The organism is Streptosporangium sp. NPDC006007, from assembly GCF_040614315.1.
GTDB lineage: Bacteria > Actinomycetota > Actinomycetes > Streptosporangiales > Streptosporangiaceae > Streptosporangium.
On the sequence record NZ_JBEXUG010000012.1, the window covers coordinates 142,938 to 163,473 of the forward strand.

13 protein-coding genes and 1 pseudogene are annotated in these 20,536 nt (G+C 71.1%); 6 read left to right on the forward strand and 8 right to left on the reverse strand.

The window, feature by feature from the left end; translation table 11 throughout:
• Positions 1 to 49 precede the first annotated feature (49 nt).
• Positions 50 to 2,113, forward strand: coding sequence for an RNA degradosome polyphosphate kinase (locus ABZ194_RS12700; protein ID WP_355595410.1), 2,064 nt, complete (start codon positions 50 to 52; stop codon positions 2,111 to 2,113).
• The gene (locus ABZ194_RS12705; protein ID WP_355595412.1) at positions 2,106 to 2,984 is read left to right on the forward strand and encodes an NUDIX hydrolase; all 879 of its coding nucleotides are present in this window, start codon (positions 2,106 to 2,108) and stop codon (positions 2,982 to 2,984) included. Before ABZ194_RS12700 ends, ABZ194_RS12705 begins: the two co-directional genes overlap by 8 nt.
• On the opposite strand, the gene ABZ194_RS12710 is transcribed toward ABZ194_RS12705, so the two are convergent.
• Complete coding sequence (locus ABZ194_RS12710) at positions 2,977 to 4,440, reverse strand: CYTH and CHAD domain-containing protein (protein WP_355595414.1); 1,464 nt, start codon at positions 4,438 to 4,440, stop codon at positions 2,977 to 2,979. The genes ABZ194_RS12705 and ABZ194_RS12710 overlap by 8 nt on opposite strands.
• 289 nt (positions 4,441 to 4,729) lie before the next feature.
• Here ABZ194_RS12710 and ABZ194_RS12715 point away from each other — a divergent pair, with 289 nt between their 5' ends.
• Positions 4,730 to 5,272 carry a MarR family transcriptional regulator gene (locus ABZ194_RS12715; RefSeq protein WP_355595416.1) on the forward strand — a complete coding sequence of 181 codons (543 nt, stop codon included), beginning with the start codon at positions 4,730 to 4,732 and terminating at the stop codon, positions 5,270 to 5,272.
• Positions 5,273 to 5,390: 118 nt separating this feature from the next.
• On the opposite strand, the gene ABZ194_RS12720 is transcribed toward ABZ194_RS12715, so the two are convergent.
• The 3 genes from ABZ194_RS12720 to rsmA form a co-directional block, all read right to left on the reverse strand.
• Positions 5,391 to 7,193 carry an ABC-F family ATP-binding cassette domain-containing protein gene (locus ABZ194_RS12720; protein ID WP_355595418.1) on the reverse strand — a complete coding sequence of 601 codons (1,803 nt, stop codon included), beginning with the start codon at positions 7,191 to 7,193 and terminating at the stop codon, positions 5,391 to 5,393.
• Positions 7,194 to 7,220: 27 nt separating this feature from the next.
• Positions 7,221 to 8,123 carry a 4-(cytidine 5'-diphospho)-2-C-methyl-D-erythritol kinase gene (locus ABZ194_RS12725; protein ID WP_355595420.1) on the reverse strand — a complete coding sequence of 301 codons (903 nt, stop codon included), beginning with the start codon at positions 8,121 to 8,123 and terminating at the stop codon, positions 7,221 to 7,223.
• Between the two features lie 89 nt (positions 8,124 to 8,212).
• Positions 8,213 to 9,058 carry a 16S rRNA (adenine(1518)-N(6)/adenine(1519)-N(6))-dimethyltransferase RsmA gene (gene rsmA, locus ABZ194_RS12730; protein WP_355595422.1) on the reverse strand — a complete coding sequence of 282 codons (846 nt, stop codon included), beginning with the start codon at positions 9,056 to 9,058 and terminating at the stop codon, positions 8,213 to 8,215.
• Positions 9,059 to 11,496: 2,438 nt separating this feature from the next.
• On the opposite strand from rsmA, the gene ABZ194_RS12735 reads away from it, so the two are divergent.
• Both ABZ194_RS12735 and ABZ194_RS12740 read left to right on the forward strand, forming a co-directional pair.
• On the forward strand, positions 11,497 to 13,191 hold the full coding sequence (locus tag ABZ194_RS12735; RefSeq protein WP_355595424.1) for a serine/threonine-protein kinase: 1,695 nt from the start codon (positions 11,497 to 11,499) through the stop codon (positions 13,189 to 13,191).
• A complete protein-coding gene (locus tag ABZ194_RS12740) occupies positions 13,188 to 14,624 on the forward strand; it encodes a hypothetical protein (protein WP_355595426.1) in 1,437 nt (478 codons plus the stop codon). Before ABZ194_RS12735 ends, ABZ194_RS12740 begins: the two co-directional genes overlap by 4 nt.
• A gap of 87 nt (positions 14,625 to 14,711) precedes the next feature.
• On the opposite strand, the gene ABZ194_RS12745 is transcribed toward ABZ194_RS12740, so the two are convergent.
• From ABZ194_RS12745 to ABZ194_RS12755, 3 genes are read right to left on the reverse strand one after another with little or no spacing between them, the layout of a single operon-like run.
• The gene (locus ABZ194_RS12745) at positions 14,712 to 15,572 is read right to left on the reverse strand and encodes a TatD family hydrolase (RefSeq protein WP_355595428.1); all 861 of its coding nucleotides are present in this window, start codon (positions 15,570 to 15,572) and stop codon (positions 14,712 to 14,714) included.
• 60 nt (positions 15,573 to 15,632) lie between these two features.
• Positions 15,633 to 17,414, reverse strand: coding sequence for a methionine--tRNA ligase (gene metG, locus ABZ194_RS12750; protein ID WP_355595430.1), 1,782 nt, complete (start codon positions 17,412 to 17,414; stop codon positions 15,633 to 15,635).
• A 25-nt stretch (positions 17,415 to 17,439) separates the two neighbouring features.
• On the reverse strand, positions 17,440 to 18,660 hold the full coding sequence (locus ABZ194_RS12755; RefSeq protein WP_355595432.1) for a glycosyltransferase: 1,221 nt from the start codon (positions 18,658 to 18,660) through the stop codon (positions 17,440 to 17,442).
• Positions 18,661 to 18,761: 101 nt separating this feature from the next.
• Between ABZ194_RS12755 and ABZ194_RS12760 the strand changes: the two genes are divergently transcribed.
• Positions 18,762 to 20,309: a hypothetical protein gene (locus tag ABZ194_RS12760; protein ID WP_355595434.1), complete on the forward strand. Its 1,548-nt coding sequence runs from the start codon at positions 18,762 to 18,764 to the stop codon at positions 20,307 to 20,309.
• On the opposite strand, the pseudogene ABZ194_RS12765 reads toward ABZ194_RS12760, so the two are convergent.
• Positions 20,257 to 20,536: pseudogene (locus ABZ194_RS12765) on the reverse strand (phospholipid carrier-dependent glycosyltransferase); the annotation flags it as partial. The gene ABZ194_RS12760 and the pseudogene ABZ194_RS12765 overlap by 53 nt on opposite strands.

Genomic DNA, 20,536 nt, shown 5'->3' on the forward strand with positions numbered 1-20,536 from the left:
TTGAGCCTAAATTAACGTTGCGTTCCACAAAGGCGGGCATTCTGGTCATATGTCCGTGGAATCCGTACACCCCACCTCAGAAGGACTGTCCCTTCCGCACGAGCGCTTCCTCAACCGCGAGGAGAGCTGGCTACAGTTCAACCAGCGGGTTCTGGAGCTCGCGGAGGACCCGGCCCTGCCGTTGCTGGAACGGGTCAGGTTTCTGGCGATCTTCGCCAGCAACCTGGATGAGTTCTTCCGGGTACGGGTGGCCGGTCTCAAACGACGGATGGCCACCGGCCTGCTGCTTCGCACCAAGAGCGGCCTGAAACCCCGGGAGGAGCTGGCCCGGATCGCGGCGATCGCCGACGACCTCGCGCAGCGGCACTCGGCCTGTTTCCACGAGCGGCTACGCCCGCAGCTGGCCGCCGAGGGCATCGAGATCGCCCGCTGGGACGACCTCGGCCGAGACGAGCGAACCGAGATGCGCAGGCTCTTCCGGGAGCGGATTCGGCCCGTGCTGACCCCGCTGGCGGTCGATCCCGCCCATCCGTTTCCCTATATTTCCGGTTTATCGCTCAACCTTGCCGTTACCGTCCGAAACCCCACAACCGGTAACACCGTCTTCGCCCGGGTGAAGGTGCCGAGCCGGCTCCCCCGCTTCGTCACCGCCTCCAGGGAACGCTTCGTCCCCCTTGAAGATGTGATCGCCGCCCACCTGGGTCAGCTCTTCAAGGGCATGGAGATCATGGAGCACCACGTCTTCCGGGTCACCCGCAACGAGGACCTGGACGTGGACGAGGACGTCACCGAGAACCTCATGCAGTCGCTGGAGCGGGAACTGCTCAAACGCCGCTTCGGGCCGCCGGTCCGGCTGGAGGTCGAGGACACCATCACCCCCGAGGTGCTCGACCTGCTGGTGGACGAGCTGGGCGTGGCCGAACACGAGATCTACCGGCTGCCCGGCCCGCTGGACCTGACCGGGCTGCACGCCATCGCCGACCTGGACCGGGGTGAGCTCGGCTTCCGCCCCTTCGTACCGGCCGAGGTCATCCACGTCGAGGACGACATCTTCACGGTGCTCAGGGAGCGGGACGTGCTGCTGCACCACCCGTACGACTCGTTCTCCACGAGCGTGCAGCGCTTCATCGAGCAGGCCGCGGCCGACCCGAACGTGCTGGCCATCAAGCAGACCCTCTACCGGACCAGCGGCGACTCGCCCATCGTGGACGCGCTGATCGACGCGGCCGAGGCGGGCAAGCAGGTGGTCGTGGTGGTGGAGATCAAGGCGCGGTTCGACGAGCACGCCAACATCACCTGGGCCCGCAAACTGGAGCGTGCCGGATGTCACGTGGTCTACGGGGTGGTGGGGCTGAAGACCCACTGCAAGCTCGCCCTCGTCGTACGGCAGGAGCCCTCGGGCGAGCTGCGGAGCTACTGCCACATAGGCACCGGCAACTACAACCCCAAGACCGCCCGGCAGTACGAGGACCTGGGCCTGCTGACCGCGGACCGGCTGGTCGGCGAGGACGTCACCGACCTGTTCATCCACCTGACCGGCTACTCCAACCACTCGGCCTACCGGCGGCTGCTGGTCGCCCCGCACTCGTTGCGCGGCGGGCTGCTGGCCAGGATCGAGCGGGAGATCTCCCACCGGGAGGCGGGCCGGCCGGCCGGCATCAGGATGAAGACGAACTCCCTGGTGGACGAGCCCGTCATCGACGCCCTCTACCGCGCCTCGCAGGCGGGCGTCCCGATCGACCTGTGGGTGCGCGGGGTGTGCACGCTGCGGCCGGGAATCCCCGGGCTGTCGGAGAACATCCGGGTCAGGAGCGTGCTGGGCAGGTTCCTGGAACACTCGCGCGTCTACGAGTTCGGCCACGGCCGCAGGCCGGAGGTCTGGATCGGCAGCGCGGACCTGATGCGCCGCAACCTGGACCGCCGGGTGGAGTCGCTGGTCAAGGTCACCAGCCAGCAGCAGCGGGTCTACCTCAGCGACCTTCTCGACCGGGCCGTGTCGGAGGAGACCTCCACCTGGTGGCTCAACGCCGACGGAAGCTGGACCCGGCATCCCGGCGAGGACCTGCAGAGCCATCTGATCGGCACCCGGCGGTGGAGGACGATCGATGACTGAGCCGGACGTCCACCCGGCCGGCATGATCCGCGCCGCCGGGGCGGTGGTCTGGCGGGGAGCGGAGTCGGCGCCGGAGGTCGCGCTCGTCCACCGGCCCGGGTACGACGACTGGAGCTTCCCCAAGGGGAGGCTGAAGCCCGGAGAGCACGTCATCGCCGGGGCGCTGCGCGAGGTGGCCGAGGAGACCGGGATCACCGCGGCGCTCGGCCGTTCGCTGCCGCCGATCCACTACCTGAAGGGCAGGCGGCTCAAGCGCGTCGACTACTGGACGGCCCGGGTGGTCGCCGGCGGCTCCTTCGCCCCGACGAGCGAGGTGGACGAGGTGGTCTGGCTGCCGCTGGGGGAGGCCGGGCGGCGGCTGACCTACGAGGGGGACGCGGGGCTGCTGCGCGCGCTCACCGCGGCGCCGCTGGCGACCTCCCCGCTGGTGCTGGTCAGGCACGGCGTGGCCGGGTCCCGCCAGGGGTGGGAGGGCGACGACGACGAGCGCCCCCTGGACGAGATCGGCAGGGCGCAGGCGGAGGTGCTCGCGGACGTGCTGGCGGGTTACCGTCCCGTGGAGCTGGTCAGCTCCCCGAGCAGACGGTGTGTGCAGACCCTCGAACCCTACGCCGAGGGTGCCGGGCTGGAGATCCGCCGGGAGCGGACGCTGTCGGAGACCCACTACGACCTCCGGGCCGCCCTTCGGCTGATCTCCGGGGCACTGGGCTCGGGCCGGTCCACGGCGCTGTGCAGCCACGGCAAGGTACTGCCCGAACTGGTCGGCGGCATCGGCGGCGGGCCGGGCGACCTGCGGCTGCACAAGGGCGCGTTCACCGTGGTGCACCACGCCGACGGCGATATCGTGAGCATGGACCGCTACATCACGTAGGGCCGGTCCCGGCCCAGATCCCGGGGAACTCCTCCCAGGCCCGCTCGGCGGCGGCCCGCTCCAGGCCGCTCAGCACACCGTAGGTGAAGGTGTCCTCCCCGGCCTGCCGGGCGGTCTCGGCCTCTGCCACCAGCCGTTCCTGGGCGACGACACCGTCCCGGTGGGCGCCCAGCACCTCCTGTACGGCCTCCGCCCGCCTGGCCTGCCGGTCCATCCCGAGCACCTCGGCGGTGTAGCGGGCCCGCTTGGCCGCCTTGCGCACGTCGTGCATGGCGGTCTCGCGCCCGGCGGCGTCGCCGACGGCCCGGGCGGTGGCGTAGGCCCTGGTGACCCGGCGCCGGCTCTTGGCCGCGACGGCGCGGAGGGTGCCGGCGGGACGGCGGGCCGCCTTGGTGAGCACCGGCGTTGTGGCCAGGTCGTCCAGGGCGTCGAGCAGGGCGAAGTAGCGCTCCCCGCCGAGCGCGTCCCTGATCCGGTCGAGGGCCTCGTGTTCGGCGTCCAGCAGGTCGGAGCCGAGACGGGCTCTGACCGGGCCCACGATCAGCCCCGGGTCGAGGGTGTCGAGTCCGCGGGCGAACCGCTCCCTGATGACCTCCAGGTCGCGGGCCTCGCCGAGGACCTCACCCAGCCATCTGAGCTCCCGCTGGAGGTCCTCGGTGCCCTCGACGATCGTCTTGAACGACTTCAGCGCGCTGCGGAGCCGTCTGGCGGCGACCCGCATCTGATGCACCGCGTCCTCCTGCGCCCGCCGTACCCGGGGATCCTGGGCGAGCAGCGCGCCCGTCTGCGCGGCGAGGTAGCCGACGACGACCTCGCCGGCGGAACCCGGCCTGGTCCCGGCGGGCGGCGTCCCGGGGGCGGAACCGGCGGCGCCCAGCAGGCGGGACAGTTTGCTGGCCGAGCCGGCGGGGGCGGCACCCGCCTTGATCAGCCGCTTGCCGACCTTGCGGAGCAGCCTCTCGTCCCCGTTGATCAGCTCGGCCTCGACCTCGCGCCAGCCCTCGGCATGCGGCCGATCGCCGAGGACGGTGCCCCTGACCCGGTCGTCGGCGACCTCCACCAGCCGGACGCCCGCGCCGTTGACCAACTGGGTCACCGAGCGGCGGGTGTCGAGTTCGGCGATCGGGGCGAGGGGGGCGCCCCGGGTGTAGGCGAGCACGAGGTCCGCCAGTTCGGTTGGAACGATCTTGGCGCTCCGGGTCAGCGGGTGGGTGATCTCCTGCCGGACCCCCTTGGCCTTGGGGAGCTTGAGGTGCCAGCCGGGATCGGTCCCGCCCCTGCGCCGCCGCAGGGTGATGCCCCGGGCGGCGAGCCGAAGATCGGGGGTGTCGAAATAGAGCGCGACAAGCCGGTACGTCCTGGGTCCGACGGTCTCCGTACAGCCGGGCAGGCCCGAGAGGTCGGGGACCTCGTAGTCCACCGGCACGTCGAATTTATCCTCGATCTCTAGCGTCACAGGCGCCATCTCCCGATTTATTCAGGTACGTACCGCTTGCTGGCAGTATTTACCTGTGTCTGGTTGTTCGTCCATAAATTCTGGACAGCGACCCCGCGGCGACTCCGTGTCAACGGCGTGGCGCGGTACTCTGCGAACACCCTGACGGCAAGGCCGGAGAAGGGATGGCGGACGCCCGTTACCTCGGTCGTTCGCGCCCGTCGTGGATTATCGGTCCCGCACGTCTCCGGCGTCGAGACGACCGATGTCCACCGATTTATCTCGACGTCAAGAGAGATAGACTCACACCATGACCCTGCACCACGCGGACCACGACGCCGAGACCCCGTTGGACGAGGTGGATCGGCTGGTCGCCGCCTGGCGCCAGGAACGACCCGACCTCGATGTGGAGCCGCTCCAGGTGTTGAGCCGGGTCTCTCGGCTTGCCCGCCATCTGGACCGTGCCCGCCGGGCCTCCTTCGGCGAACACGACCTGGAGACCTGGGAGTTCGACGTGCTCACCGCGCTGCGCCGGGCCGGCGAGCCGTACGAGCTGAGCCCGGGGGCCCTGCTCCGCGCGACCCTGGTGACATCCGGGACCATGACCAACCGGATAGACCGGCTCACCGCGGCCGGGCTCGTCCGGCGCCGCCCCGATCCGGAGGACCGGCGCGGGGTCCTGGTCTCGCTCACCGAGGCCGGGCGGGTCCGGGTGGACGGCGCCTTCGCCGACCTGCTCCGCCGGGAGCGCGCGCTCCTGGCCGGCCTCGGAAAACATGAACAGCAGGCCCTCGCGGGCCTGCTGCGCACGCTACTCGTCCCTTTTGACGCGACCGACACCGGAGCGCACTGACCACTGTGCCCCGGTAGACGGGGATAAACCCGACGAACGCGGCCGAATCCGAACGGCGAGTGCCACGGAACCGGGGCGACGGTGTCCGGGAACCGGGAGCGACGGGTCCAGACGGCGATCACTCGCCGAGACTCTCGGCCACCTCCAGCCACTCGGCCTCGACGGCCTCCCTCTCCGCGACGACGTCCTTGAGCTCCGCGTCGAGCGAGGCCAGGAGGCCGTAGTCGGCGGCGGCGTCGGCCATCGAGGCGTGCAACCGGGCCTCGCTGGAGCCCAGCCTGTCGAGCCGGCGTTCCAGCTTGGACAGTTCCTTGCGGAGCTCGCGCTCCTCCTTGACGGACAGGCCGGAGTCGGCCGCCGGCGCGGACGCGGCGGCCTGGGTCGCGGACGCCGCACCGGAGGCCGCCCTGGCGGAGAGCGCGCCGCCCGAGGCACGCCGCGCGAGATATTCGTCCACGCCACCCGGGAGCATCGACAGCCTGCCGTCGCCGAGCAGGGCGACGGTCCGGTCACACACCCGCTCCAGGAAGTAGCGGTCGTGACTGACCAGGATCAGCGTGCCCGGCCAGCCGTCGAGCAGGTCCTCCAGCTCGTTCAGCGTCTCGATGTCGAGATCGTTGGTGGGCTCGTCGAGCAACAGCACGTTGGGGTCGTCCATCAGCAGGCGGAGCAGCTGGAGACGGCGCCGCTCACCGCCGGACAGGTCGCCGACGACCTTCCACTGGGCGTCGCCCTTGAAACCGAGGCGCTCCAGCAGCTGGGAGGCGGTCCACTCCTTCTTGCCGACCTGGATGAACTTACGGATCTCCTCGACGGTCTCCAGCACCCGGCGCGCGGGATCGAGCTCGGCCAGCTCCTGCGACAGATGCGCCAGGCGGACCGTCTTGCCGCGCACCAACCGGCCGGAGTCGGGCTGGACCGTACCCGAGAGCAGGCGGAGCACCGAGGACTTGCCCGAACCGTTCACACCGATCAGGCCGACCCGGTCACCGGGGCCGAACTGCCAGGTGGAGTGGTCCAGGACCAGCGGGCCCCTCCCCGGGCCGCCGGCGTGCAGGGTGACGTCCTCCAGATCGTAGACCGTACGGCCCAGCCTGGCCGCGGCGAACCTGACCAGCTCGACGCTCTCCCTGGCCGGAGGCTCGTCCGCGATCAGCGCCTGGGCCGCGTCGATGCGGAACTTGGGCTTGGAGGTGCGCGCGGGCGGGCCGCGGCGGAGCCAGGCGATCTCCTTGCGCATCAGGTTCTGGCGGCGGGCCTCGGTCGCGGCGGCCACCCGGGAACGCTCGGCCTTCGCCAGCACGTAGGCGGCGTATCCCCCCTCGTAACGCTCGACCGACCCGTCGACGACCTCCCAGGTCCTGGTGGAGACCGCGTCCAGGAACCACCGGTCGTGGGTGACCACGAGCAGCGCGGTCCTGCGCCCCGACAGGTGCCCGGCCAGCCAGTCGATGGCCTCGATGTCCAGGTGGTTGGTGGGCTCGTCCAGGATGATCAAGTCGTGATCGTCGATGAGCAGCCTGGCCAGCGCCGTACGGCGGCGCTCACCACCCGACAGGCTCCCGGCCCGCGCGGTCAGGTCGATGTCGCCGAGCAGGCTGGCCAGGATCTCGCGGATGCCCGCGTCCCCCGCCCACTCGTGCTCGGCCCTGCCACCGAGGACGATCTCCTGGACCGAGCGGGCCGGATCGAGGTCGTCCCCCTGGGAGAGCGCCCCCACGCGGAGCCCACGGCTGTGGGTGACCCGCCCGGCGTTGGGCTTGAGCCCCCCGGCGATCAGCGAGATGAGCGTGGTCTTGCCGCCGCCGTTGCGGCCGACCACCCCGATGCGGTCGCCCGCCTCGATGCCGAGGGAGACGTCGTCGAGCAGGGGTTTGGGACCGTAGGAGTGGGAGACCGACTCAAGATTGACCAGATTCATCGCGACCCAAGCGTATCCGCTCCCGGCCTACACAACCGTCGGACCGGGGACGGGACCGTGGGCCGTGATGACGTCGCGGGCCACCCCCGCGGCCCCCAGCGACAGGGCCAGCTCCTTCGCGTGAGCCTTGGACTCGGCGAGGAAGGCGCAGGTGGGACCCGAGCCGGAGACGAGGGCGCCCAGGGCGCCGCGCTCACGGCCGGCCTCCAGGGTTCGGGCCAGGGAGGGGCGGAGCGCCAGGGCGGCGGGCTGCAGGTCGTTGACCATCTCGGCGCCGAGGGCCTTGGCATCCCCCTCACGCAGCGCGGCCAGCAGCGGATCGGAGGCCCGGGGCCAGGCGACCCGCTCACCGGCCGCCTCACGCGTCCGGTCACACTCGGCGTAGACCCTCGCGGTCGACAGACCGCCGTCGGCCAGGGCGAACACCCAGTGGAGCGTGCCGCCGACCTCCAGAGAGGTCAGCCGCTCACCCCGCCCCGTGCCGACGGCCGTCCCGCCGAGCAGGGCGAACGGGACGTCGCTGCCGAGGTCGGCGGCGATCTCCAGCAGGTCGTCCGGCGGCAGGCCGAGACCCCACAGCTCGTTGCAGGCGACCAGGGCGGCGGCGGCGTCGGCGCTGCCGCCCGCCATGCCGCCCGCCACCGGGATCGACTTGTGGATGACCAGACTGACCCCGTAGGACCGCCCGGCGTGCCCGGCCAATGCCAGCGCGGCCCGGACGGCGAGGTTGTCGTCGTCCTCGGGGACCTGGTCGGCGGAGTCGCCCTCGACCCGGACGCTCATCCCGGTCCTCGCGGTGGCCGTCACCTCATCGAAGATCGACACGGCGTGGAAGACGTTCACCAGGTCATGGAAGCCGTCATCACGCAGCGGTCCGACCGCCAGCTGAAGGTTGACCTTGGCGGGCACGCGGACGGTCACGGAGTTCATGCGTCCCTCAGTCGCGCTTGCTCACTTGTCACGGTCTCCGATGGTAACGGGCCCCTGCTCCGCCCCCGCGGACTCCTCGGCACATCGGCCTACCCACGGTTCTCCGCGATCCGGGCGAAGTCCTCGATGGTGAGCTGCTCGCCACGTTCCGTGGGGTCGACCCCGGCGGCACGGAGCGCCCGCTCCGCGGCCGCGGCCGTACCCGCCCACGACGCCAGGGCGGCGCGCAGGGTCTTGCGCCGCTGGGCGAACGCGGCGTCCACCGCCGCGAAGACCTCCTGGCGTGAGGCGTGGGTCGAGGGCGGCTCGCGGCGGGTCATCGCGACAAGACCGGAGTCCACGTTGGGGATCGGCCAGAAGACCGTCCGGCCGACGGGACCGGCCCGGCGCACATCGGCGTACCAGGCGGCCTTGAGCGAGGGGATGCCGTAAATCTTGGAGCCGGGCGCGGCGGCGAGCCGGTCGGCCACCTCCGACTGGACCATGACCAGGATGCGGCGGAGGGACGGCAGCGTCTCCAGCAGATGCAGCACCACCGGAACCGACACGTTGTAGGGCAGGTTCGCGACCAGCGCGGTCGGCTTCTCCTCCGGCAGGTCACCGGGAAGGACCCGCATGGCGTCGGCGAGCACGACGGTGAGCCGGTCGGCGATCTCCGGAGCCCGCTCGGCGACGGTCAGCGGGAGCTGGGCGGCCAGGACCGGGTCGATCTCCACGGCCACCACACCGCGGACCTCGGGAAGAAGCGCGAGGGTGAGCGAACCCAGGCCGGGACCGACCTCGATGACCACGTCGTCCGGCCGCAGCTCGGCGACCCGGACGATCCGGCGGACGGTGCCACCGTCGATCACGAAGTTCTGGCCGAGCCGCTTCGTCGGGCGGATGCCGAGCCGCTCCGCCAGATTGCGTATCTCCGCCGGGCCGAGAAGGCTCATGTCCGTTCCCCGCCCAACGGGCGGGATCCCGGGTTCACCGGATCTTCGCACCCGCCGGCTCGTCCGCCGCGTTCGCTCACCACTGCGCTTCCCACGTCATCCGACAAGTTTCGCGCATCGAACACCCTGCGACGACGCGTGCCCGGGAAGCAGGAGCACCGAGACACCGCAGGACCGGCTCCACCGGACGAGCGCGAGGGGGTGTGGGCGTCGTCGCCCACACCCCCTCTGTCACATCGGCTCTGTCACATCGGCCGGCCGCCTGTTCCACCCGGCGCCCCACCCCACCGCTCCGGCGGCGGCACCTCGGTTCCCGAGGCTCCCCGGAGCGGTCGGAGCGGACCGCCTCAGCGGCCGGCTCGACCCGGGACTACCCGACGACCGTGATGGCCCTGCCACCCCCGGGCGGTCCGGGCGGCCCCTGGGGTCCCTCCGGACCGACAGGACCCTCGGGACCCTGAGGTCCGACGGGCCCCTGCGGCCCCTCGGGACCAACCGGGCCCTGCGGACCGGCGGGCCCCTGCGGGCCGGTGGCACCAGTCGGCCCGACAGGCCCCTCAGGACCCTCGGGACCGGCGGAACCCTCAGGACCGGGGGCACCATCGGCACCGGCCGGACCCTGCGGACCCTCAGGCCCCTCAGGACCGACCGGACCTTCAGGACCGACAGGACCTTCAGGGCCGGCGGGACCCTCAGGCCCCGGAGCACCGTCAGCACCGGCCGGACCAGCCGGACCCTCAGGACCAGGGGCACCGTCAGCACCAACCGGACCCTGCGGACCCTCAGGACCAACCGGGCCCTCAGGACCGACAGAACCGGGAGCACCATCGACACCGGCCGGACCCTGCGGACCCTCAGGCCCCTCAGGACCGACCGGACCTTCAGGACCGGCGGGACCCTCAGGACCGGCGGGACCCTCAGGACCAGGGGCACCATCGGCACCAACCGGACCCTGCGGACCCTCAGGACCGACCGGGCCCTCAGGACCAACCGGGCCCTCAGGACCAACCGGGCCCTCAGGACCGACGGGACCCTCAGGACCTGCCGGCCCCTCAGGACCGGGAGCACCATCGGCACCAACCGGACCCTGCGGACCCTCAGGACCAGGGGCACCGTCAGCACCGGCCGGACCAGCCGGACCAGGGGCACCATCGGCACCGGCGGGGCCCTGCGGACCCTCAGGGCCGACAGGGCCGACAGGGCCCTCAGGCCCCGGAGCACCATTGGCGCCGGCGGGGCCCTCCGGGCCTACGGGACCGGCCGGGCCCTGGGGGCCTCTTGGTCCGGTGACGCCGATCGGGCCCACAGGACCGACCGGACCGGTGGAGCCGTCGGCGCCGGCCGGACCCTGCGGCCCCCTTGGACCGGCCGGGCCGACCGGACCCGCCGGGCCTCTGGGCCCCGGCGGCCCCTGGGGACCTGGAGGAACCGCGCAGAGGTAGAGCGGCAGCGAGAACCGCCTGCACAGCGGGATGTACGCCTGCTGGTCCTGGTCGGCCCGCGAGACCGGCTCGACGTGTCCCGGATCGTCGGCATGGGCTGTCTCGGAGGTGGAGAGTGGAGCGGTGGTGGAGGCGAGGGCGGCCAACCGGGCCGGAAGGGCACCGTTCGACTCGGAGCGAGCCGGTGTCTGAGCCGTCGGCCAGATCGGCGTCGTGTCGGCCCCCGCGAGAGCGGGGGAACAGACAAGAACGGCTCCGGCGAGCGCGCCGCCCACCAGAGTTCGTTTCATAAAAATAGCCACGGCGAAATTCTCCCCTGCCCCATTTGCCGAAAACGCCGAGGTGAACGTTTTGAGCCGACACAAGCCCTCCATAAACGGTGCGCCCAGAACACCGCTGGGATATTGGCCGGGAGCCGCGCGTTTTTTTACTCACCGATCCACCAAAACACCCATAGAATGCTAATTCCCGTGTCGCATACATCAACCGGACCAAGCGTCGCGCATTCCTCCGCCACCCCGACCCGACTCCACGGCGGAGGCCGTGGGACCCAGCCACATCCCTTGAACAGGCCACGGCGACAGGTCGTCACCGGCATAGCATGAAGGGCTATGCGGCGTCCGATGAGACTCGCACGCATATGCGCGGAAAACGGAGATGATGTAACCTTTCCAGGAAAGGCGTTATATAACAAACGCGAGGAGTAATGTCATTTACCATGACAACCGGCGGGGTTATGCCACGCGAAAACGTCACGGTCGCCGACCCGTACCCGCCTCGCCGTCGGCGTGCCATGGCGCCCCCGCCGCAGGACGTCGCGAAACGCTCCCGAATCCCAGGGGACACCCCCGGAGCCGGAGCCGAGAGTTCACAGGTCATCCCCTGCCCGGCGGGGCGACGGGAACTTCCCGTAGGCCTGCCGGGAAACCCCTCAGGCGCGGAGCCCGATACCGTTGTCCGTAACGGGGGGTCGTCGGCAAGGAAGGAATCCACCCCGTGGCGGACGTGAACCCACCCGGTGTCGAGGGGTTGCGGCCCGGTGATCCCCAGCAGATCGGGGGTTACCGACTTCTCGGACGTCTCGGCGAAGGCGGTATGGGCACCGTCTACCTCGCGACGGCCCCGGCCGACCGGCCCGTGGCGCTCAAGGTGGTCAGGCCCGAGGTCGCGATCGACGACGGGTTCGCGGCGCGCTTCCACGCGGAGGTACGCAACGCCCGGCGGGTGGCGTCGTTCTGCACCGCCCAGGTGCTCGACAACGGGAACATGGACGACGGCCGGCCGTACATGGTCACCGAATACATCGCCGGTACGCCGCTGTCCCGCCAGATCGGCCGGCACGGCGCCCTCGAACCCGCCCCGCTGCACGGCGTGGCCCTCGGGGTGGCCGCCGCGCTGGCCGCGATCCACGTCGCCGGGCTGGTCCACCGCGACCTCAAGCCCGCCAACGTGATCCTGTCCATGTCCGGGCCCCGTGTGATCGACTTCGGCATCGCCAGGGCCCTGGACTCGACCCACGGATTCACCCGGTCGGGCGAGATACTCGGCAGCCCCGGCTGGTGGGCCCCCGAGCAGATACGCGGCCTGGAGATCACCCCGGCCGCCGACGTCTTCGCCTGGGGCTGTCTGATCGCCTATGCGGGAAACGGCCGCCACCCCTACGGCCGAGGCGACATGATCACCATGGCCACCCGGTTGCTGAACACCCCGCCGGACCTGGGCACGCTGCCCGACCCGCTCAACGAACTGGTCCGCCGGGCCACCGCGATGGACCCCTCCCAGCGGCCCACGGCCCAGGATCTGCTGATCGCCCTGGTGGGGGGCGGCCTGGCGACGCCGACCGCGACATCCTCCGTTCCGGTGGACCCGCCCACCCTGATCGCCGACGACATGCTCAGCGAGTCGTGGCGGCCCCCGGCCAACGTGGGACCGGACTCCACCGGGACCCTCGGCGCGCTGAACCTGGAGACTCCCCCGTCACCCCCCACGCCGGTTCCCGGCCCAAAGGCACCGATTCCCGGCAAGAGGCCGCCGTCGGCGTCAGCCGACACACCGGCCCCGCCCCCGCCGGGCACACCGGCCCCGGCCGGCGCGGCGGTGCCGTCCCCTCCCGGCGGACCGGCACCCCCTCCCCCCGGCTCGCCGACCCCGGCCCCCACCGGTACGGCCTCCACCAAAGAGCCCCGGCGGCGCTGGCTGCTCGCCGGACTGGCCGTCGCGGCCGCGCTCGCCGTCACGGTCGCGGTACTGGCCGGCACGGGCGGCGGGACCGGCCAGCAGCCGCAGGCGGGGAGCGCCGCGTCCACCGGTGCCACCGACGTGGGCCGGCGGATCGCGACCGGCTCCCCCGTCGAGGACCCGTATCTGATCGTCCCCCGGGCGCCGCGATGCGGTCCGGCCTCATCCGGAGGGACCACCGCGACCGGCGGCGGCCTGTGCCTGGTCGGCTGGACCCTGGTCAACACCGGGACGAAACAGGTGTCGCTCAGCCGTACACCACCGGCCATGGTGGACGACTCCGGCGCGGCCCACACCCCCGAGCCGTCCTCGACGGGGTGGACGGGCACGCTGGCCCCCGGGGGCAGGGCGGACGGGACGCTGATCTACGACCTGCCCCGGGGCCGCGGGCCGCTGAGGCTGACCGGTTCCGTGATCGAGAAAGGCAGGCGGATCGAGGTGAGGCTGTCATGAGGTTCCCGCTCGCCCCGCTGGTCGCCGCCGTACTCGCGGCACCGTCCGTGACGGCACCCGTGGCGGCGCTCGCGACCTCCGCCGTCGCGGCACCCGCCGCCGAGTGCGCCGGGACGGGCTCCAGCGGCCCCAACGGTGATCTCAAGGACGACGTCAACGGCGACGGCGTGGACGACGCGGTCGCCGGAGATCCGTTCGCCGCCCCCGCCGGGCGGGAGGGCGCCGGGGCCGTGCACGTGCTGTTCGGCCGGGGTGAGGGCGGGACGGTCGTGACGGCTCCTCAGCCGGAGGCGGGAGAGGGTTTCGGCTGGTCGGTGAGGCCGGTCCATCTCGACGCCGACCGCTGCGCCGACCTGCTGATCGGCGCGCCGTACGCGGACGTGGGGGGACTCAGGGACGCGGGCGCGGTCTACCTCGTCTACAGCGGGGCACCGCGGCGGACGATCCGCCTGGTCTCCCCCGAACCGGAGACCGATGCCCACTTCGGCTGGTCCCTGGCCGCCGCGGGAACCCTGGTGGCCGTCGGCGCACCCCACGAGAACGCCGACGGGGTGGACGACGCGGGCTCGGTCTACCTGTTCAAGACCGGGTCCGAGACCACCCCCGGGAGCGGCGAGGGGCGGCGGATCTCCCAGGACACCGAGGGGGTTCCCGGTAACAGCGAGACCGGTGACATGTTCGGCTGGTCCCTGGCGCTCGGCAGGCTGGGCGGGACCGCCGGCGAACCGGACCTCGCGGTCGGCCTGCCGCACGAGAACGACGACGGGCTGGGACGGCAGACCGGCGAGGGCAAGCTCGACTCGGGTGCCATCGCCGTGCTCTTCGACGTGCGTGGCTCTCAGGAGAGGTACGTCGGCAGGAAGTGGGACCTGCACGAGATCGTCGATCTCCACGCGGGCGACCGGTTCGGCTACGCGATGGCCTACGCGGAGGAGGGCGACGTGGGTTATCTGGCGGTCGGCGCACCGCTCGGCGACGGGGGCCGGGTGCGGGACTCCGGCCTGGTCCGGCTCTTCCGCGCGTCCGGCACGGAGGAGATCACACCGATGGCCACTTTCGACCAGGGGGCGGAGGGGGTCGCGGGCGACGGATACGGCCTGTCGCTGGCGTTGACCGGGGAGGGCGGTGTCCGGCTGGCCGTGGGGACCCCGTTCGACGGGCCGGACCGGCGAGGCGGCGTCTGGCTGGTGCCGGTGCGGGACCCGGCGCGGGCCCGGCTGATCGACCAGGCGCGGGCGGGCGACCGCTTCGGCTGGTCGGTGGCCTTCAGCGGGAACCGGCTGGTGGTCGGCGTGCCGGACCGCGGAGGCTCGGGGGCGGTGATGCTGCTGGGCCGTAACGACGACACGGGCACCCTGCTCACGCCGGGAGGCGGCGGGGTGCCCGCCCTGGACGGCGGCGGCCCGGCCGACTTCGGCGCGTCGGTGGGCTGAGAGCGCCCCAGACCACCGAACCGGGGACAGGAGGAGCGGGCCGCCGAGCTGGAGACGCCCGAAAGAGGATCGGAGCGGGGCCGGGGCCTACCAGGGGCCGAAGACGGTCTCCCCGTTCGCGCCGACGGCCTCGGCGAGCCGCGCGGGGTCCACCCCCTTGACCTCGGCGAGGCAGCGCAGCGTGATGGGGAGGAGATAGGGCGCGTTGGGTCTGCCCCGGTGCGGGACCGGCGGGAGGTAGGGCGCGTCGGTCTCGACGAGCATGAGCTCCTCGGGCACGATCGCCGCGGCTTCACGCAGAGAGCCGGCGTTCTTGTAGGTGACCGGGCCGGAGAAGGACATGAAGTAGCCGGCCTCGACGCACCTGCCGGCCATCTCGGCGTCGCCGGAGAAGCTGTGGAAGACCACGATCTCCGGGGCGCCCTGGTCGGCCAGCACGCCCAGCACGTCGTCGTGGGCCTCCCGGTCATGGATCACCAGGGCCTTGCCGGTCCGCTTGGCGATCTCGATGTGCGCCCGGAAGCTGGCGTGCTGGTCCTCCTTGGCGGCCCAGTCGCGGTAATAGTCGAGACCGGTCTCCCCGACGGCCCTGACGTGCGGCAGCCGGGCCAGCTCCTCGATCTCGGCGAGGACCTCGGGCGTCGAGGCGTGCGCCTCGTTCGGGTGGATGGCCACTCCGGCGTAGACGTCGGCGTGCCGCCCGGCCGTATCGGCGTTCCACCGGGAGGACGGCAGGTCGTAGCCGATCGTGACGAGCCGGGTCACACCGACCGAGCGGGCCTCCTTGAGGATGCCCTCGACGCTCGCCCGAGCCGCCTGGGCCGCCTGGGCGACGGGGTCTCCCGAGGACGCCTGACGGCTGCCCACCATGATGTCGAGGTGGCAGTGGCTGTCGAACACCTCGGCGGTCAGGGGTTCGGGGGCGGCGGGAAGCTTCGTCGTGCTCACGCCACCCAACCTATCGAGACCCCGGTACGGCCCGCACGGGGCGCGGGCCGGGGGGGCGCGTCACTCGGCCAGGCGGCCGAGCTCCTCATCGACGATCTTCGGGTCGAGTTTGGTGAACAGCGGAGTCGGCGGGGCGAGCGGGGCGCCGACCCGGATCGGGACGGACTTCCAGCGGGCCTCGCCCTCGTAGGAGCCGGTGATGATGGGGTACTCCCTGCCGTTCTCCTCGCCGACCTCCTTGATCTCCGGCATCCCCGACCACACGCCGGTGCCGCCGAGCATCGCGTGGATCTTGTTGGAGGAGGAGGGCAGGATCGGGGTGAGCAGGGTCTTGGCGTCGTCGACGACCTGCAGGGCCACGTGGAGGATGGACTTGACCCGCGCGGGATCGTCCTTGATCTTCCACGGTTCCTGCTCCGCCAGATACTTGTTGGCGTCGCGGATGACGTCGAACGCCTCGGTCGTGGCGTTCTTGAACCGGGAGCGTTCGAGCTCGGCGCCGACCGCGGGGAAGGCGGCACGGCTCCGCGCCAGCAGGACGCGGTCGGCGTCGGTGAGGTCCCCGGCCTCGGGGATGACGCCGAAGTTCTTGGCGGCCATCGAGATCGAACGGTTGACCAGGTTGCCCCAGGCCGCCACCAGCTCGCCGTTGTTGCGGTTGAGGAACTCCGACCAGGTGAAGTCGGTGTCCTGGTTCTCAGGGCCCGCCACCGCGATGTAGTAGCGCAGCGCGTCGGCGTCGTAGCGGGCCAGGAAGTCGCGGACGTAGATGACGACCTGGCGGGAGGAGGAGAACTTGCGCCCCTCCATCGTCAGGAACTCGCTGGAGACGACCTCGGACGGCAGGTTCATCGTGCCGAGTGAGCCGGGCTTGCCGTCTCTGGCGCCCTGGCCGTTGTAGCCGAGCAGCAGGGCGGGCCAGATCTCGGCGTGGAAGACGATGTTGTCCTTGCCCATGAAGTAGTAGGCGCGGGCGTCGGGGTTCTGCCACCACTGCCGCCAGGCGTCGGGGTCGCCGGAGCGGCGGGCCCATTCGATGGAGGCGCTGAGATAGCCGATGACGGCGTCGAACCAGACGTAGAGCCGCTTGTTGGGCTGGTCGCGCCAGTCGTCCAGCGGGATCGGCACGCCCCAGTCGAGGTCGCGGGTGATCGCGCGGGGCTGGAGGTCGCCCAGGAGGTTGAGGGCGAACTTGAGCACGTTGGGCCGCCAGTCACCCCGCTTGGACTGCAGCCAGGTGCCGAGCACGTCGGCGAACGCGGGCAGATCGAGCATGAAGTGCTCGGTCTCCACGAAGATCGGCGTCTCGCCGTTGATCTTGCTGACCGGGTTGACCAGCTCGATCGGGTCGAGCTGGTTGCCGCAGCTGTCGCACTGGTCGCCGCGCGCGCCGTCGTAGCCGCAGATCGGGCAGGTGCCCTCGATGTAGCGGTCGGGCAGCGTGCGGCCGGTGGACGGCGAGATCGCCCCCATCGTGGTCTTGGGGAAGATGTAGCCGTTGTCGTGGAGACCCTTGAAGATCTCCTGAGCCACGGCGTAGTGATTCGCCGTGGTGGTCCGGGTGAACAGGTCGTAGGAGAGACCGAGCGCCTGCAGGTCCTCGGCGATCACCCGGTTGTAGCGGTCGGCGAGCCCGCGGGCGGTCAGCCCCTCCTTGTCGGCCTGCACCTGGATGGGTGTGCCGTGCTCGTCGGTCCCGCTCACCATCAGGACCTTGTTGCCCACCATCCGCTGGTAGCGGCTGAAGATGTCGGACGGCACGCCGAATCCGGAGACGTGCCCGATGTGGCGAGGACCGTTGGCATAGGGCCACGCGACCGCGGTCAAGATGTGGTGGGACATGGTGCCAAGCCTAAGGGACGCGGGCTCAGGTCTTGCTGCTCTCCCGGGTGACAGCCTCGGCCGCCTCCTCGGCCGCGGAGGCGGCCACGTCGATCGGCGCCTCCCTGGTACGGCGGATGCCGAGGATGCTGATGAACAGCGCCGCGAAGATGGTCTGGAAGCTCATGATCAGTGCGGCCGCCGAGGGCACGACGATGCGCAGCGACTCCGACGGGATCAGCGGGCCGAAACTACGCGTCTGCCAGTGGACCAGCGAGGCGACCAGGCCGCCGAGACCGGCCAGGGCCAGCAGGCCGCCGGCGATCAGCCCCTTCTCCAGGGTGACGATGTCGACGAGCTTGCGCACCCGCCTGTCCTCGGGCAGAAAGCCCTCCTCCGCGGCGTACACCTTGGTGAACAGGGCGAACAGCACGGCCTGGAAGCCGATCACCACCGCGGCCGAGGCGCCGACCAGGGTGTCGACGTCGAAGGCGAGTTTGCCGATGTAGACCGGGCCGAAGGTGAGGGCCGCGCCCGCCACGAGGCCGAGGGTCATCAGCAGCAGACCCGGGATGAAGAACAGCCAGCGCGGGCTGTACAGCAGCAGGAAACGCAGGTGACGCCAGCCGTCGCGCCAGGAGCGCAGGTGCGGCGGGCGGGAGCGGCCGTCGGGCGAGAGCGTGGTGGGCACCTCGCGCACGTCCAGTCCGGACAGCGTCGAGCGCACCACCATCTCGCTGGCGAACTCCATGCCCCCGGTCTGCAGGCCGAGCCTGAGGATCGAGTCGCGCCGGAAGCCGCGCAGGCCGCAGTGGAAGTCGCCGATGGCGCTGGGGAAGAACAGCCGGCCGATGAAGGAGAGCACCGGGTTGCCGAGATAGCGGTGGAGCGGGGGCATGGCGCCCGGGGCGATGCCGCCCTTGAAGCGGTTGCCCATCACCAGGTCGGCTCCGTCGCGCAACTGCTCGACGAACGGCAGCAGCCCGGTGAAGTCGTAGGAGTCGTCGGCGTCGCCCATGATGACGTACTTGCCGCGGGCCGCCCGGATACCGCCCATCAGGGCGTTGCCGTACCCCTTGGCGTCCACGTGCACCACGCGGGCTCCCGCGTCACGCGCGAGCTGCTGCGAGCCGTCCGTGCTGCCGTTGTCGGCTATCAGGACTTCTCCCTCGATCCCGTGCTCCCGCATGCAGGCCAGTGCCTTGCGTACGCAGGTCTCCACGGTCTCCGCCTCGTTCAAACAAGGCATGACCACGGTCAGTTCCACGTCTCAACCCTTCAGTCACGGCACAGCCCAATCTCATCATGATGCCCTCTATCGTCTAGCGTGCGGGTCAACTCCATGAAACGGCTGGCATCCTGTAGTGCATGGTGACCGTCACCGACCCACCGCGCCTGGACATACCCGTGACAGGCGCGCTCGCGCGCACCCGGGAGTTCCTGGGCCGCCATCGGCTGTTCGTGACCGCCCTGGCGCTGGCCTTCCTGCTCCGGGTCGTCACCATGCTCGGCTACGGCCCCGCACTGTGGTTCAACGACTCCTTCGAGTACGTGTCGGGGGCGGTCAACCCCGACCGGCCAAGTGCCCTGCGCCCGAACGGTTACTCCTTCTGGCTGCTGCTGCTGAGGCCCTTCCACAGCTTCGGCCTGGTGGCCCTCACCCAGCATCTGATGGGCCTGGGTATCGCGGTGCTGATCTACGCGCTGCTGCGCGTGAGGTTCGGGCTGCCCGGCTGGGGGGCGACGCTGGCCACCATACCGGTGCTCTTCGACGCCTACCAGATCCAGCTTGAGCATCTGGTCATGTCCGACGCGATGTTCATGCTGCTGGTCGTGGGGGTCGTGACGCTGGTCCTCTGGCATCGGAGGATGTCGTGGCGGCTGGGCGCCGTGATCGGGCTGCTGCTCGCGTTCACCGCGCTGACCAGGTCGATCGGCCTGCCGATCCTGGCCCTGGTGGTGGCCTACATGTTCGTCAAGCGGACCGGCTGGCGGCCGATCACGGCGATGGTGACCGCGTGCGCGGTCCCGGTGCTCGGTTACATGGCCTGGTTCGCCTCCGCGTACGGCAACTTCGCGATGACCAACAGCGACGGCGCGATCCTCTACATGCGGACCGCGCTGTTCGCCGACTGCACGACGATGAGGGTCGACCCGCGCAAGGAGCTTGAGCTCGCGCTGCTGTGCATCAGCGCCCCGCCGAGCGAGCGTCACTTCTCGGGACAGAAGTATCTGTGGTGGGCCCAGCCCGGCCAGCGGTTCCACGCCTTCGGGCCCGGCACCACCTTCACCCCCGACATGAACCGGGCCGCGGGGACGTTCGCCAAACGGGCCATCCTCGCCCAGCCGCTCGACTATCTCGCCATCGTGACCGGTGACTTCTTCCGCGCCTTCCGCTGGGACCGGCCGCAGTTCCCCGACGCCAACACCTACCGGCAGTACGAGTTCCTCGCCGAGGGCAAGGTTTTGCCCGCCTGGTCCTCCTACCGCGGCACCACCGACCGCGACGCCCAGACCTACGATCCGAGCCTGCCGAGCGCGCAGATCCGCGGCAAGCCCAGCGTGATCGGCACCGAGGTCCACGACCCGTGGGCCGCGATCATCCGGGGCTACCAGCAGACGATCAGGCTCCCCGGCATCGTGGTCGGCCTGCTGCTGCTGGCCGGCCTGGCCGGGGTGCTGGCGCGCTGGCGCAAACTGGGCGGTCCGGTGCTGCTGCCGTGGCTGGGGGCCTTCGGGCTCATCCTGGCCCCCGCCGCGACCGCCGAGTTCGACTACCGCTACGTGCTGCCGGCCGTGCCGCTGGCGTGCGTCGCCGCCGCGATCTCACTGCGTCACGGGTTCGGCGGCTCCGCCGGAGCGGCTAGACCCACCGGGGAAACAGCATCCGCGCCCACCACTGCGAGTGCGGAATGACCTCGGCGGCGAGCACGGGGTAGAGCCACCAGAAGTTGATCAGCACCAGAAACATGAAGCCGCCGACCAGCGTGGCCCCGACCGCCCTGCGGCTGGGCACGGACCGGTGGGCGGCGACCCCCGCGACCGCGCGGCCGATGATCAGTCCGGCGGCGAGGACGATGGCCAAGATCATGAACGGGACCATGGCGACGGCGTAGAACATGAACATGGTGCGGTTGTCGGCG

Bases quoted from the DNA above. Each gene is read 5' to 3' on its own strand.
- ABZ194_RS12700 (WP_355595410.1), top strand. From the start codon at position 50: ATGTCCGTGGAATCCGTACACCCCACCTCAGAAGGACTGTCCCTTCCG.
- ABZ194_RS12705 (WP_355595412.1), top strand. From the start codon at position 2,106: ATGACTGAGCCGGACGTCCACCCGGCCGGCATGATCCGCGCCGCCGGG.
- ABZ194_RS12715 (WP_355595416.1), top strand. From the start codon at position 4,730: ATGACCCTGCACCACGCGGACCACGACGCCGAGACCCCGTTGGACGAG.
- ABZ194_RS12720 (WP_355595418.1), bottom strand. From the start codon at position 7,193: ATGAATCTGGTCAATCTTGAGTCGGTCTCCCACTCCTACGGTCCCAAA.
- ABZ194_RS12725 (WP_355595420.1), bottom strand. From the start codon at position 8,123: ATGAACTCCGTGACCGTCCGCGTGCCCGCCAAGGTCAACCTTCAGCTG.
- rsmA (WP_355595422.1), bottom strand. From the start codon at position 9,058: ATGAGCCTTCTCGGCCCGGCGGAGATACGCAATCTGGCGGAGCGGCTC.
- ABZ194_RS12740 (WP_355595426.1), top strand. From the start codon at position 13,188: ATGAGGTTCCCGCTCGCCCCGCTGGTCGCCGCCGTACTCGCGGCACCG.
- metG (WP_355595430.1), bottom strand. From the start codon at position 17,414: ATGTCCCACCACATCTTGACCGCGGTCGCGTGGCCCTATGCCAACGGT.
- ABZ194_RS12760 (WP_355595434.1), top strand. From the start codon at position 18,762: ATGGTGACCGTCACCGACCCACCGCGCCTGGACATACCCGTGACAGGC.